The sequence below is a fragment of the Bacillus sp. NSP9.1 genome (assembly GCF_000465465.2).
Lineage (GTDB): Bacteria > Bacillota > Bacilli > Bacillales > Bacillaceae > Bacillus > Bacillus sonorensis_A.
On sequence record NZ_CP048273.1, the window covers coordinates 2,556,052 to 2,571,590 of the forward strand.

General features: G+C 48.5%; 9 protein-coding genes. 2 read left to right on the top strand and 7 right to left on the bottom strand.

Going from position 1 to position 15,539, the window contains the following annotated elements:
* Positions 1-9: 9 nt before the first annotated feature.
* The 6 genes from M654_RS13240 to gltB all read right to left on the bottom strand — a co-directional run bounded on the left by M654_RS13240 (position 10) and on the right by gltB (position 10,664).
* Positions 10-1,263 (bottom strand): MFS transporter, encoded by a 1,254-nt coding sequence (locus M654_RS13240; protein WP_026587364.1) that lies wholly within the window; start codon positions 1,261-1,263, stop codon positions 10-12.
* An 83-nt stretch (positions 1,264-1,346) separates the two neighbouring features.
* Positions 1,347-2,363 carry a glycosyltransferase family 2 protein gene (locus M654_RS13245; protein ID WP_026587365.1) on the bottom strand — a complete coding sequence of 339 codons (1,017 nt, stop codon included), beginning with the start codon at positions 2,361-2,363 and terminating at the stop codon, positions 1,347-1,349.
* A 12-nt stretch (positions 2,364-2,375) separates the two neighbouring features.
* Positions 2,376-4,076: a DUF6044 family protein gene (locus M654_RS13250; RefSeq protein ID WP_026587366.1), complete on the bottom strand. Its 1,701-nt coding sequence runs from the start codon at positions 4,074-4,076 to the stop codon at positions 2,376-2,378.
* A 65-nt stretch (positions 4,077-4,141) separates the two neighbouring features.
* Entirely contained in the window at positions 4,142-4,387 is a 246-nt protein-coding gene (locus M654_RS13255) for a hypothetical protein (RefSeq protein WP_026587367.1), read from the bottom strand.
* A 213-nt stretch (positions 4,388-4,600) separates the two neighbouring features.
* Positions 4,601-6,082 (bottom strand): glutamate synthase small subunit, encoded by a 1,482-nt coding sequence (gene gltD, locus M654_RS13260; protein WP_026587368.1) that lies wholly within the window; start codon positions 6,080-6,082, stop codon positions 4,601-4,603.
* A 16-nt stretch (positions 6,083-6,098) separates the two neighbouring features.
* Complete coding sequence (gltB, locus tag M654_RS13265; RefSeq protein WP_026587369.1) at positions 6,099-10,664, bottom strand: glutamate synthase large subunit; 4,566 nt, start codon at positions 10,662-10,664, stop codon at positions 6,099-6,101.
* A 148-nt stretch (positions 10,665-10,812) separates the two neighbouring features.
* On the opposite strand from gltB, the gene M654_RS13270 reads away from it, so the two are divergent.
* Positions 10,813-11,715, top strand: coding sequence for a glutamate biosynthesis transcriptional regulator GltC (locus M654_RS13270; protein WP_026587370.1), 903 nt, complete (start codon positions 10,813-10,815; stop codon positions 11,713-11,715).
* A gap of 253 nt (positions 11,716-11,968) precedes the next feature.
* On the top strand, positions 11,969-13,600 hold the full coding sequence (locus tag M654_RS13275; protein WP_035428117.1) for a PhoX family protein: 1,632 nt from the start codon (positions 11,969-11,971) through the stop codon (positions 13,598-13,600).
* A 28-nt stretch (positions 13,601-13,628) separates the two neighbouring features.
* On the opposite strand, the gene M654_RS13280 is transcribed toward M654_RS13275, so the two are convergent.
* Positions 13,629-15,503 (bottom strand): hypothetical protein, encoded by a 1,875-nt coding sequence (locus tag M654_RS13280; RefSeq protein WP_051290413.1) that lies wholly within the window; start codon positions 15,501-15,503, stop codon positions 13,629-13,631.
* Positions 15,504-15,539 lie beyond the last annotated feature (36 nt).

Consider the following 15,539-nt stretch of genomic DNA (forward strand, 5'->3'; position numbering starts at 1 on the left):
TTTTTCCTTTCACCGTGCATCAGCGGGGCGGAGTCCTTTCCGCCCCTTCTCCCCTTTTTTCGTCTTGTCTTCATTTTTGACGTGAATTATTGTTAATACAAGGATGCCGACGACGAATGTCAGTCCGGCAATCGTCATGAACATACCGATTTTTGACCACTCCATCAGCCTTCCGAAAATCGGCGGACCGATGGCCACTCCTAAAAACCGAACCGAGTGGTAAAGCGATGTCACAAACCCGCGTCTTTCTTTGCCGACTGCACCAGTGATAAAACTGTTAACGCAAGGCAGGACAAATCCTGTGCCGATGCTGCTGATGACCAGAATCGAGATAAAGGGTATAAGCGCGGAAAAAAATGACAGTGTGCCATATGAAACTGTAATAAATGCGAGTCCGATCACGATCATTTTTTTCATGAGCTTTTGATTTTGTCCGATTTTACTGCCTGTTATGTAGGAAGTCGTACACATGACGAGCAGTGGAATTGCTAAAATCAGACCTTTTTTGACCCCGTCTGTATGATATTCTTTTTCCAAAATGTCAGATAAATAAAAGAGAATCCCGAACAATGTAAACAGGCAGACAGCACCCGCCAAATATGCCGTCACCAGCCATTTGCCTTCGTGTTTAAAAACACTGACTAAGCCTTTGACATATTTTCCGAAAGGCGGAGGCTCTTTCTTTTTATCCTTTTCTTTAATAAATATCCAGCTCAGAACGATGGGCGCGATGCAAAAAGCCGGAAAAGCAAAAAAAACCCAGAACCAAGCGATCAATGCGATCAGAGAGCCTATGATCGGCGACAGCACTTTTCCAAAACCGTTTGAGGCTTCGACAAGTCCAAGCACCCTGCTTTCATCAGATCCTTTAAAAAGGTCTCCTGTGAGCGCCATCGCGATCGGCGCCGTCCCGGCTGCACCGAGTCCCTGCAGTCCTCTGCCGACAAGCACCCATGGAAATGCATTGGAAAATGCCGTTGCGGCAAATCCTGCGAGAATGCCCCCCGCCCCGTAAAGAAACAGGGACGGAATAATAATCACTTTCCGAGAAAAACGGTCTGCCAAGTATCCGAGAAGCGGAATAAAAAGGGCCGCCGTAATGGAAAACACGGTGATCACGAGGCTGACTTGAAATTGCGACAAATCGAGTTCAGATTTCATTTTCGGCAAAACCGGAATCAACATTGAATTTCCCAATGTCATAATCAGCGGAATCGAACCGATGGCCACAACGGTCAGGCCCGAGGTTTGTTTTTCTGCCATAAGCTTGAAACATCCTTCCTTGTACTTGATTATAGATTAGATTGTCCGCAAGGAACGGATGCTATTCCTACCAGCATCCGCCTTTAACTGAGCTTTGTCCCGTGAATGTTTTCAGATTCAAGCCGTTCCAGGCGCCCCAGCCTGTCGGTGTACAAATCAACATCGACCGCATACCTCGGCCGCCTTTTCACTTCAGTGAAGATCGTCCCGATATATTCACCGATGATACCGATTCCCATCAGCTGCAAGCCTCCTAAAAACCAGATCGAGATTATCAATGACGCCCATCCGGCATTCGTGTACCCGAGGAGCTTTTGAATGATCGCATAGATGCCGGTGATGCCGCTTAGGAAAAATAAGAAAAAGCCGATGAACGTAAAAAATCGGATCGGAGCCACACTAAAAGAGGTAATACCGTGAAAAGCAAAAGAAAGCATTTTTTTCAGCGGATATTTTGTCTCTCCTGCAAGACGCTCTTTACGGTCATAGAGCACTTTGGCCGAGCGAAGCCCGATCAGCGGCACAAGGCCGCGCAAAAAGACATTGGCTTCAGCATATCGGCTGAGCTCTTCGAGCGCCCTTTTATTCATCAGCCGAAAATCAGCGTGATTGTCGATTAATTGGATGCCAAGCTTGTTCATCAAGCGGTAAAACCACGCCGCTGTTGTCCGTTTGAAAAGCGTGTCAGTCTTGCGGCTCCGTCGCACACCGTAGACGATTTCATATCCTTCATGATACTTTTCCATAAACTCGCGGATTGCGCCGATATCATCCTGAAGATCGGCATCGATGGAAATGACGCAGTCCGATTTATACTTCGCTTTATCCAGCCCAGCTAAAAGCGCTTTTTGGTGCCCTGCATTGCGGGCTAGCTTTAAGCCTGTCACATAGTGGTTTTTTGTGCTTTCCATGGCGATCAGCGCCCAGGTCCTGTCTGTTGATCCGTCGTCGACAAATAAGATTTTGCTGTCGGCTGAAACCAGTTTGTCTTCGGTCAGATCTTGCAATACCGATGTCAGCTGTTTGGCGGTTTCCAAAAAAACCGCCTCTTCGTTATAGCAAGGAACAACGATCGTTAATAATGGCTGTGTCAGATTCAATGGGCTTCCCTCCTATTTTGCTTCATATAAATAGATGTTCCAGGCGGACTGTGGATGGCTGAACCGCTTTAACAATGCGAGCTTGTTTTCTTCGGCGTTTACAATCGGAACGGCTGAAAAAATGTACTGTCCGCCCATTTCTTTAAAAGCTTCAGTGTTCAGCTCCAGATTGGTGATTTTTTTCTTGGAATCTTTTTTAAAGGCATAATGTTTTCCCAGCTCATCAACAAACAGATAGCAGCGGCTCCCCCATTCATCAAAATAGCGCTTTAAGACGGGATTTTTCTCAAGCTCTTTGGCGATGATTTTCCGAAATTGATATTTATATTTCAGCGGATAAATATTGGCATACGTATCAAGCGTGTAAAAGCCGTTGTATTGGGCGATCGCCGGATGCAGTCCGATGCTCGCTACCCGATATGAACGCTCAGGCCGGCCGATAAACTGTTTGATTTCTTTAAATTGTTCAGACGCATAAAATTCCCGGAAGGAAGGCGAATGGCGGTAAGCCCCGTAAGTAAATTCTTCATTGAATGGAATGAGAACGATCAGCTGGGCAAGAAGCGCAGCGCCGACAAACCGCCGCCATCTCTTTCCCATGCGCCATAAGATCCAGCAAGCGACCGCAAAGCTCACATAGATCACAAGCGGCCGCAAAAAATGAAAGCGGGCAAAATTGAATGCCGACAAAAAGCTGATTTTTTCCTTCGGGACAGCCCAAAGCTTGTTGAACCAAAACGCATACCATAAAGACAGGGCGTAGTTTAAAATCGTCAAAAAAATGAACAGTTTTTCTTCCCTCGCGCGCATTTGTTTTGCTCTGCCGACCACGATCATGAACGTCAAAAGAATCACAGGCAGGATCACGGCTGTATGTACGGTCATGACATGGTTATGGCCGAGAGCAAAATTTTTAAAAGACAGACGGAAAGAATGCAGGATGTCGTGTCTTGATGAAATAAATTCGACGCGGTGCATCGTTTCGCCCGAGGCGAAAACCGAATAAACGAGCCGGTATTCAATCGCGAGAAAAATCCCCGTCATCAGCGCGATGCTCCCCAAAAAAGGAAGGTTCCAGTCGCGTTTTGTAAATGCGTCGTAAAGCCAAAGAATGGATACTGCGGCAAGAAAAAAGAAAAAGCCGAGCACAAAGCTTGAATAAAGCGGCAAAAGCGCAAGAGTCAGCCACTCTTTCCAGGAAAAAGTCCCCGCCCTGATATTTAAAAATGCCCATAAGGCAAGGGGATGTCCGAGCGTGCTGAGCATGCCTGAAGGCCAAAAGGGCGTCAGGGCAAATGCGAGGGAGACGCCGATCATGATCAGATACGCTTTTTCGTTGCGAATCACATGAACCTTCAACAGCAGATACATGCCGATGAAGGCGAAAACCCTTGTCAATGTTTGGCTTAATGCATATGCCGTCATCGGCGGAAACAACGCATGAAGCCAGACAATCCCGCTCCATTCCGTTCCATACGCATCGCGGGGCAGGCCGTTGATGATTTGCGGAATGACGGCCTTCACACCGCCGAGCATCTGCCCGCTTTCTGCCAGCACTTTATACCAGGCGATATTGGAATCAAGATTGTCGTGTACACGGATATGGGCGTTTTCATTTAATATGTAAAGAGGCAAAACATACAATAAGATGACGGTAAAAGCGATCAAGAGAACCGCTTTTTCCCGGCTGAGCTTTTTGGCAAATAACAACATAAAAACAACACATCCATCTTTTTTCTTGTTCCAAGAGAAGAAATATTTGGGGCGCTGCCATTTTATTATTGCTTCAGCAGGATTGAAACATGCATGAAAATCAAAATTAGGCTTTCCGATTCTGCCGGAAAGCCCTCGTTTTTACCAAGGATAGAATGGATAGTAAGGATAATAAGGGAAAGGAAATGGGAAATAAAAATATGGGTATGGAAAGAACGGGCGCGGCCTTGGCCGCGGTCTCGGCCGCGGGTATGGGTAAGAGTATGAATAAGGCTGTTGTCTTTGCTCTTCAAAGCCATGCTCGAAGTCATAGTTCACTGCCTCCACCATCATAGCCTCCTTTAACGGGTATTGAATACTTTAGGCTATGCGAATTTACATAAAATAGAGTACGTACAAATGTAATTTTCCTTGGCCGAAATTGTAAAAACAACTCCAGATTTTCGCACTAAAAAAGCCTGGCCCATGATCCTGCAATCAGGTTCATGAGCCAGGCCGTCATCTATCATAGATCCCCTTTGTTTTTACGGCAGTACAGAACTACCCATCAAATACTTGTCAACCTCCCGGGCGACTTCGCGTCCTTCATGAATGGCCCAAACGATTAAGCTTTGGCCCCTTCTCGCATCCCCTGCCGCAAAGACTCCCTCGACATTTGTTTTATACTCCCCGTATGCTGCGTCTACTTTGTTTCTGACCGCTTTGACACCGAACTGCTCCAAGAGCGGCTGATCTGTACCTTCAAAGCCGATGGCGATGAAAACAAATTGAGCCGGCCAGACTTTTTCCGTTCCCGGAATTTCGTGAAACTCGAACTTGCCTTGTTCATTTTTCACTTTTTTCATTTGAATCGTGTGCAGCTCTTTTAGATGACCGTTTTTGTCGGCAACCAGTTTTTTCGTCTGAATGCAGTATTCTCTCGGATCGCGTCCGAATTTTGCTTCCGCTTCTTCATACGCATAGTCGAGCGCATAGACGTGCGGCTGTTCCGGCCACATGTTTTCAGCCGTTCTTGTATCAGGAAGCTTCGGGTGCTTGCCGAATTGAACAACGCTCCGCGCCTTTTGGCGCATTGCCGTCGCAACGCAGTCGGCTCCCGTGTCTCCGCCGCCGATGACGATGACATCTTTGTTTTTCGTATTGATGAATTGTTTATCTTTGAAATTTGAATCAAGCATGCTCTTGATTGTGTCTGTCAAATAATCCATCGCAAAGTGCACGCCTTTTGCTTCGCGGCCTTCAATGACGAGGTCGCGCTGCTTTTGTGCTCCCGTGCAGAGGATGACCGCATCATACTTACTTTTGAGCTCTTCGGCTGTGATGTCTTTTCCGATCTCCGTGTTGGTGACAAAATCGATGCCTTCTTGCGTCAACAATTTGATGCGGCGCTCAACGACGCTTTTTTCGAGTTTCATATTCGGAATGCCGTATGTTAAGAGGCCGCCCGGACGGTCGGCGCGTTCATAAACGGTAACGGAATGCCCGGCCTGATTAAGCTGGTCGGCGCTTGCGAGTCCTGCCGGACCCGATCCGACGATCGCAATTTTCTTGCCGGTCCGCTTTTTCGGTATCCGCGGCTTGATCCATCCGTTTTCAAAGCCTTTATCAATAATGGTCCGTTCAATCCCTTTGATGGATACGGCCGGATCGGAAATCGCGACCGTACAAGAGCCTTCACATGGTGCCGGACAAACGCGTCCCGTAAATTCAGGAAAATTGTTCGTTTTCAGGAGGCGTTCAAGCGCTTCTTTCCATCTTCCCCGATAGACGAGATCATTCCATTCAGGAATCAGATTATGAATCGGACATCCTGACGTATATCCGCTGATATCCATGCCGATTTGGCAGAAGGGAGTGCCGCAGTCCATGCAGCGCGCTCCCTGTCTCTTTGAGACTTCCTCAGAAAATGGAGACGAATATTCGTTCCAATCGTTTATCCGTGTGAGAGGATCGCGTTCAGCAGGCTTTTCCCGCTTGAATTCCATAAATCCTGTTGCTTTGCCCATTTTCCCCTCCCCTTTCTTACTGTGCCACTGCTTCTTTGGAAGAGGCAGCCGCAGAGGTTTGAATCTTTTGCTTTGTTCCGGCTTCAAATGCGTACATCATCGCTTCTTCGTCTGATAAGCCGGCTTCTTTTTGTTCTTTAATCCGTTCCATCATTTGCTTGAAGTCTTTCGGAATCACTTTCACAAACTGGGATATCGCTCCCTCCCAATCGTCCAGAATGGAAGCTGCTTTCGTGCTCTCAGTGTAGCGGTAATGATTTTCGATCATGGCCTTCAGCTCTTCTTTTTCTTGCGGCGCTTCAAGCGATTCAAATTCGATCATTTCATGGTTGCATTTTCGTTTAAAGGCCTTTTTGTTTTCCGTATAGACATAGGCGATTCCGCCGGACATTCCTGCGGCAAAGTTTTTGCCGACATCCCCCAGAACGACGACACGCCCTCCTGTCATATACTCGCATCCATGGTCTCCGATTCCTTCGACCACAACCTTTACCCCGCTGTTTCTGACGGCAAATCGCTCTCCGGCGAGTCCGTTAATATACGCTTCACCGCTTGTCGCTCCGTAGAAGGCGACATTTCCGACGATCACATTGTCGCGGAAAGCAGGATTGAAGTCTTCAGGAGCTGTAACGGCGATTTTTCCGCCTGACAAGCCTTTGCCGATATAATCGTTGGCATCCCCCGTCAAGTAAAGCGACATCCCCTTCGGCACAAACGCACCAAAGCTTTGGCCCGCCGAGCCTGTAAAGTGCAATTTGATCGTGTCGTCAGGCAGCCCCGCTTCACCGTAGCGTTTTGAAATCTCGCTTCCGATGACAGCGCCTGTTACACGGTTGATATTGCGAATCTCAAATGATGCCTCGGCCGGAGTGCTGTTTTCAATCGCTGTTTGAACTGCCGGCAAAATAGCGGTGATATCAAGCGATTGATCGATGTTGTGATTTTGCGGCGTCCTGAATGTGCGAGCCCCTTTCGGCTGATAGAGCAGGTTCGATAAATCGAGCTGTCCCGCTTTCCAGTGCGCTTTGGCGCGTTCGCTGACACGAAGGACATCTGTGCGCCCCACCATTTCATCAACCGTTTTGAAACCGAGCTGAGCCATCAGTTCGCGCACTTCTTCAGCGACAAAGCGCATATAATTGACGATATGGTCAGGATCCCCCATAAATTTCTTGCGCAGTTCAGGGTTTTGCGTCGCCACCCCGACAGGGCATGTATCCAAATGGCAGGCTCTCATCATGACGCAGCCGAGGACGACGAGCGGCGCTGTGGCGAATCCGAACTCTTCGGCTCCTAAAAGGGCGGCCATGACGACGTCTTTGCCCGTCATTAATTTTCCGTCTGTTTCCAGTACCACACGTTCGCGCAAACCGTTCAGCATCAAGGTTTGATGTGCTTCAGCAAGACCGAGCTCCCAAGGAAGGCCGGTATGCTTGATGCTCGTTTTCGGAGATGCCCCAGTTCCGCCGTCATATCCGCTGATGACGATGACATCGGCCGTTGCTTTGGCCACACCGGCAGCGATCGTGCCGACGCCTGCTTTTGCGACAAGCTTGACACTGATGCGGGCATCGCGGTTGGCGTTTTTCAAATCATGGATCAGCTGTGCCAAGTCTTCAATCGAGTAGATGTCATGGTGCGGCGGCGGTGAAATCAAGCCTACGCCCGGCGTTGATCCACGGACATCGGCTACCCACGGATACACTTTGTTTCCAGGGAGCTGTCCGCCCTCACCTGGTTTTGCACCTTGGGCCATTTTGATTTGCAGCTCATCAGCATTGACAAGGTAGTGGCTTTTGACACCGAAACGGCCGGATGCGATCTGCTTGATAGCGCTTCGGCGGTTATCTCCGTTGGCATCTGGAATAAACCGCTTCGGATCTTCTCCGCCTTCCCCGCTGTTGCTTTTTCCGCCTAAGCGGTTCATGGCGATCGCCAGCGCTTCATGCGCCTCCTTGCTTAAAGAGCCGAACGACATCGCACCCGTTTTAAAACGGCGTACAATCGATTCAACAGGTTCGACCTCTTCAAGTGGCAGCGGCTTCCGCGTTTCATCAAATGCAAAGAGGTTTCGCAAAAAGCCGATCCTTTCTTCATCCGCCGCTTTTGAATATTGCTTGAACAGGCTGTAATCGCCTTTACGGCACGCCCATTGCAGCGTATGAATCGTTTTTGGATTGAAGGCGTGATGTTCGCCGCCTTTTCTCCACTGAAAATCGCTTCCGGAATCAAGCGTTTCACTGAATGTGTCTTGATACGCTTCACGGTGGCGGCGCTTCGCTTCTTCGGCGATCGTATCAAGGCCGATTCCGCCAAGCTGTGACGCCGTTCCTGTAAAGTAGCGGTCAATCACATCTCTATCGATGCCGACGGCTTCGAAAATTTGTGCGCCGCGATAGCTTTGGACAGTCGAAATCCCCATTTTTGACATCACTTTGACGACGCCTTCGGTTACGCTTTTGCTGTATTTGGTCACCGCTTCTTCATAGCTGATGGAAAGAGCGCCGTCCTCAATCGCCTGCTTGTAAGTCGCATATGCGAGATACGGATGGATAGCATCCGCACCATAGCCGATCAATGCGGCGAAATGGTGGACTTCTCTCGCTTCCCCTGATTGGGCGATGATGCTGACCTTCGTCCGTTTTCCTCCGCGGACCAAATATTGATGAAGCGCGCTTACGGCAAGAAGCGAAGGAATCGGCGTGTTTTCCGGGTCCATCTTGCGGTCTGACAATATAAGCAATGTGACGCCTGCAGCAATCGCTCTGTCGGCCTCTTTAAACATATCTTCAAGTCCGCTTTTCAAGTTATCCGTAAAAAGCGTGTGAATCGTTTTGCTTTTAAAGTTCTGATGGACAAGCCCTCTTAGAGAGTTGAACTGAGCGTTTGTCAGCACCGGCGTATACAATTTGATTCTGCGGCAGCTGCTTTCATTCGGGTGAAGAATGTTCCCTTCCGCTCCGAGCCATGTCAAGGTTGATGTGACGATCTGCTCGCGGATCGCGTCAATCGGCGGATTGGTAACCTGGGCAAACAGCTGCTTAAAGTAATTGAACAGCGATTGCGGCCGGTCTGATAAAACCGCCAGAGGCACATCATGGCCCATTGAGCCGAGCGGATCTTTTCCTTCGGTAATGACAGGAAGCAAATATTTATGGATATCCTCATACGTGTAGCCGAACGCTTTTTGCCGCGTTAAAAGGTCTGGCACCGGCTTTTCTTCAGATTCCTGAAGGTCATTTGCGACATGGACAAGCTCGTTATTGAGCCATTCCTGGTAAGGAAATTCGCCGGCGATTTCGGATTTGACCTCTTCATCTGAGATGATCCGGCCTTCTTCAAGGTCCACCAGGAGCATTTTTCCCGGGTCGAGGCGGTCTTTATATAAAACATTTTCCTGTTCGACATCAATGACGCCAACTTCAGACGAAAAAATGATGTAGTCGTCTTTTGTCACATAATAGCGGGCCGGTCTGAGTCCGTTCCGGTCAAGAATGGCTCCGATCTGCTTGCCGTTTGTAAATGAGATCGCTGTCGGGCCGTCCCACGGCTCCATTAAAGAGCTGTGATATTCATAGAATGCTTTCTTTTCTTTCGACATATAAGGGTTTTCGTTCCATGGTTCCGGAATGAGCATCATCGCAGCATGAGCCGGTTTTCGACCAGCCAGGACGAAAAATTCAAAAGCGTTATCCAATATTGAAGAGTCGCTTCCGTTTTCATCAAGAATCGGCAGAACTTTCGGCAGATCCTCCCCGAATGCTTCTGAGACAAACTGCTGTTCCCTCGCTTTCATCCAGTTCATATTGCCGCGCAGCGTATTGATCTCGCCGTTGTGGATGAGATAGCGGTTCGGGTGAGCCCGCTCCCAGCTCGGGAACGTGTTTGTGCTGAAACGGGAATGAACAAGAGCGAAAGCTGAAACGAAATCCTCATTCTGAAGATCTTCATAAAAGGCGTCAACCTGCTCGGGTGTAAGCAGTCCTTTATAGACGATCGTGTTGCTGGACAGGCTGACAACATAAAATGACTTTTCTCGTTCGCGCGCCCAGTTTTCCGCTTGTTTGCGGATGACGTACAACTTGCGCTCAAAGGCCAAATTGTCTTTGATCTGTTCGCTCGCACCGATAAAGACCTGACGGACGACAGGTGCGCTCTCCTGTGCGACTGTTCCGATTTTTCCGACATTTATTGGCACAGTTCGCCAGCCGAGCACTGACTGTCCCTCTTGTTCAATCAGCTCATTCATACGCGCTTCGATTTCAGCGCGCTCAGCGTCATCTTTTGAAAAAAACACCATACCGACGCCATAGCGCCCTTTCTCAGGCAAGTGAAAATCAGAGCAAACTTTTTTGAAAAAAGCGTCAGGAATCTGCATCATGATCCCTGCTCCGTCTCCGGTATGCGGGTCACTGCCCTGACCGCCCCGGTGGTCCAATTGACAAAGCATTTGCAATCCTTTTTTGACAATATCATGAGTCGGAAGGCCCTTTAGATTAGCGTAAAGGCCGATTCCGCATGCATCATGTTCAAATTCAGGACGGTAGAGACCTTGTGCCTTTGGTAGTTGATTATAAGTCATAGTTCCTCTCCCCCGTTCTTTTTTCCCGTTTATCCCCGGTCATAAAATCTTACAAACTCTAATCCTATTGTAGGTTTTCAAATCTATACAAACAATATATAATTTAGATTAAAACTATCTCATTTTGAGATGAGCAGGTGAAACAACGATGGAATTACGCCAATTGCATTACTTTATGGAAGTTGCAGAAAGAGAGCACGTATCGGAAGCGGCCATGCACCTTCATGTCGCCCAATCGGCGATCAGCAGGCAGATCGCCAATCTGGAAGAAGAGCTCGGCGTCGATTTGTTTGAGCGCGAAGGCCGCAATGTCAAACTGACTCCGATCGGAAGGCAGTTTTTAGATCACATTAAAACGGCGATGAAAGCGATCGATTTTGCAAAAGAACAAATCGATGAATACTTGGATCCTAACAGAGGGACGGTGAAAATCGGCTTTCCGACAAGCCTTGCGAGCCAGTTTCTTCCGACCGTTATTTCCGCGTTTAAAGAGGAGCACCCAAACGTCGCTTTTCTTTTAAGACAGGGTTCCTATAAATTTTTAATAGAAGCGGTGAAAAACAGGGATATCGATTTGGCTTTTCTCGGCCCTGTTCCGACGAACAATCCTGAGATTAAAGGAGATATTTTGTTCACAGAAAGCCTTTTTGCCCTCGTTCCAGTCAACCATCCGCTTTCAGGGCAAAAAAGCCTTCATTTGGGTGATCTGAGAAACGATAATTATGTCCTGTTTCCGGATGGATTCATCCTGCGCAAGATGGCTGTTGATGCTTGCAAACAAGTGGGGTTTACACCGAAAATCTCTTCGGAGGGTGAAGACTTGGATGCGATCAAAGGGCTTGTATCTGCTGAAATGGGGGTTACGCTTTTGCCGGAAACCGCCTTTAATGAGACCACTCCCCGGTTTACGAAAAAGATTCCGATCGACTATCCTCAAGTTAAGCGAACCGTCGGCATCATTACTCCAAAAAACAGAGAGCTGTCCCCTTCTGCAAAAGATTTTTATCAGTCTGTGAAGAAGTTTTTCTCGCGGCTTCAGCAGTATCAATAAAAGGATGGCCATATAATGAGATCAGCCAGGCGATAAGCTTGGCTGATTTCATTATATCATAACCGGCATAAAGAGACGGAATTTTCTGATGATTAATCAGGGAAATTTCTTCTATATATGGCCACATCTGATATGTCTATGCCGAAATGAACGTGATCATGCCTAATTTTCAAACACTTCATACAAGCTTAAATGAAACTTAATATTTTTCCTTTACGATAAAATCAAATCCATATGAATGAGGTGTTTACATATGTCCCCTGTCATCAACCGCCGCAAATTTTTAACTTATCTCGGCACAGGCACTGCCGCTTTGGCTGCGGCCGGGTCCGGGCTTGACGGACTGGTGAAAGCCGCTGAAGCAAAAGGAATGTTCCATCAGCCGGGCAAATTTAAAAAACCGAAATACGGTCCTTTAAAATTTACGCCGATCGAACCTTCGACAAACGACGAGCTGGTGCTGCCGAAAGGATACCGCTACGATGTCATCGCTTCATACGGCGACAAGATCAACCGAAAAGGCGAGACTTTTGGCTATAACAATGACTACACGCTTTATTTCCCGATGGAAAACAAAAAAGACCGCGGACTTTTATGGGTTAATCATGAGTATATTTCAGAGCTGTTCCTCTTCGGACAAACGGTCGAAAACGGCTATACAGCGGAACAAACCGAGGCATTGCTCTATAATCAAGGCGGTTCTGTTATTGAGGTGTACAGGGAAAAAGGCCGCTGGAAAATGGATCCGTCTTCCAAATATGCCCGCCGCGTTACTGGGCTGACACCGATTGATTTAACAGGCCCTGCAAAAGGAAGCGCTGCTGTCGGCGGTGCGGTGAAGGTCCAAGGAACGTTTGCCAATTGTTCAGGGGGACGGACATTGTGGAATACAGTGCTGACCTGTGAAGAAAACTTTGAATCGACGGCGAAGGCTGCAAGCCTTGACCAAACACACTACGGCTGGGTCGTTGAGGTCGATCCGTTCAACGCCGATTTCCAAATTCGCAAGCATACGGCACTTGGCCGATTCAACCATGAAAATACGTGTATGGGGCTTGCAAAAGACGGCCGTGTCGTCGTATATATGGGTGATGATAAAAAAGACGCGTGCGTCTACAAGTTCATCAGCAAAGGAAAGTACGATCATAGGGCCGGAAAAAAGAACACAGCACTGCTGCAAGAAGGTACATTATATGCAGCAAACTTCGCCAAAGGCCAATGGGTGCCGCTAACGATTGAAGCCGTCCGGAAAAAAGCCGCGGGAAACAGCACACTGCTTGAAAAATTCAAAACACAGGCAGACGTACTCGTCCATTGCCACGAGGCGGCGATTTTGCTCGGCGGAACACCGACCGACCGCCCTGAAGATGTCGAAATCAGCCCTTTTGACGGGACGATTTTTATCGCTCATACGAACAATGACCGGCATGGCAACTTTCACGGCCATATTACGAGATTTTATGAAAAAGATGATGACCACGGGGCATTGGAGTTCCAATTCGCAATCTTTGCCGCTGGCGGCATTCAAAGCGGCTTCAGCGCGCCTGACAACTTGACATTCGATGAGGACGGAAATTTGTGGACTGTAACAGACATTTCCAGCAGCAGCATCAACACGGCCATCTGGAAGACTTTTGGGAACAATGGCGTATTTGTCATTCCGACTGCCGGCAACCGGGAAGGCGAAGCATTCCAATTCGCTTCGGCACCTGTTGAAGCCGAATTAACCGGTCCATGCTTTACACCGGATGAAAAAGCGCTGTTTCTGTCAGTACAGCACCCAGGTGAAGAAACCGCAGACCTTGCCAGTCCGACAAGCATGTGGCCCCACCGCAAAGGCGATCACATGCCGCGGCCTAGCGTTGTCGCGATTACCGGATTTTAATGAGGAATAAAGCCGCGTATTGGCGGCTTTATTTTTTCGGCATATCAAGACTGAACAAATAATCGATTAAAGCTTTTTGTTCCTTTTCGGAAAAGCCGCTTTTTCGATCGACCCAAAACTCATGCCCTTGTCCTGTCACTCTGACGGTTTGTAAATCGCGTGATGCTTGATTGCTTTTGACGACGCGCTTTCTTACATCCCTGTCGATCAATGACAAGAGGCTGTTGTAGGGATCGGCCGGTTTCCCTTTGGCTACGGTTTCGGGGATGCCGGCTTCGTCAAGCGAACGTCCAACCGCGGCGCCTCCGTCGTGTAAATACGGCGCACTCCAATAAAGTCCGATCAAACTCGGAACTTTGTAGCCTCCGGATGAGCCATCCTTAGCCCACGCCAGTTTGATTTGCTCCTGATCAAATTTGTTTGTCGGCACCTTCAGCACTTTCGCCTTGCCGCTGATCGGCAGCTTTGTGTCCGGCGCATAGATGAGGCTTTCGCCGAATAGTTTTTCCGTTTTTTTAAACGATTGCGCTCTTGTCGGCTCAGTGCCGATTTCTTTGACGGAGACGACCTTGTTGTTTGTCAAATAGCGTCCTGCATGGCAAGAAATGCAGCCCGCTTTGGCAAAAACGTCCCTTCCCCGCTTGATCGATTGACTGTCGGCTTTTGTCGGCGGATTTGGCGGTTGCAGCGTGTTTTGCCAAGCGGATACCGCATTGTTTTCTTCGTTCGCTTTCCTGCCCGGTGAGCCGACATGTACGCCATCCGGCGCAGCCAGCGAGATTTTCGGAAAACCCGGCGGTTTCACCATTTGATTGACGCCTGGAACACCTGGCGTAGGGTCATTCTTTTTGAAAAAGGCGGCAGGTGTCTCACCTTTTGCTGGATGATACCGGTATTTTCTATCTGCGGCACGCTGAAGAATGGTTCCGAGATAAACGTCTTCACTCATACCAAACAGAGCCCGGCTTCCCGGAGACTGTGAAAGGCTGTCCGAATTTTGCGCATGCACATTATTGCTGAACGCGCTTAAGCCTTTGAACGGACCGACCATGGCGGCCCCGCTCCAGCTGTAAGGATGATCCCCAAGTGTAAAAGCGTCCGGTATTTGGGTCGGATTGCTTTTCATATCGATTGTTGAATCGAAGTAGCCTTTCGGCCATTTCAGAAATACTTGATCAACTGCCGCTTCAAGCTGATCGGGATCGGGAAGGCGCTCTTTTTTTCCGTTTGCATGGGTCATCACAGGGCTATCATGATGAATGTATTGCTGAATGCTTTTGACTTCAGCATGTGTGAAATAAGCTGCTGAATTCGTCGCCAGCGCGAGCATCAGTCCGGTGTTTAAATCGGGATTCGTCACCCCTTCCATCACCTTCTTCGTTTTCGGGTCTGTCGTGGCGTGGCAGGCGGCACAGCTGATGCCGACTTTTGCTTTTCCTCCGGCATATTTGACAGGCATGCCGAGAGGTGCATAGGCTCCTTTTGCCACATCGATTCCGGTGTCGATCTTCTCCCCTTTTTTAAACGTTTCATCCCCGATTTTCACCGTTTTGGCCAGCTCGACCCGCAAGTTGGTCGTCCCTTTCCCTTTTAACGCCGCGATAGCTTTTGTCATATTCGCAACTGTGATCGGTCCGTCAAGGAGCCCGAGGATGTCCGTCAAAAAAACCTCATTACCGAACGTTTCTTGATAAAATGTTTTCCGTCCCAAATCCAGCAGCTGATCATCGACCTTCACCGCCCCATCACGAGATCGGATGTTGTCCGCCTCTTCATTTGAAACGAACGTCCCCCAAATATCGTATCCGTTCATCCGGCTTTCTTTTGCGACGACTTTTTCTTTCGGCGGCGTGTAAGCATATTCAGGTTCAAAATATCGCATGGCGATAAAAGCACTCACCATAAAAACCGCTATGATAGCTAAAGCGGTCAGCCATTT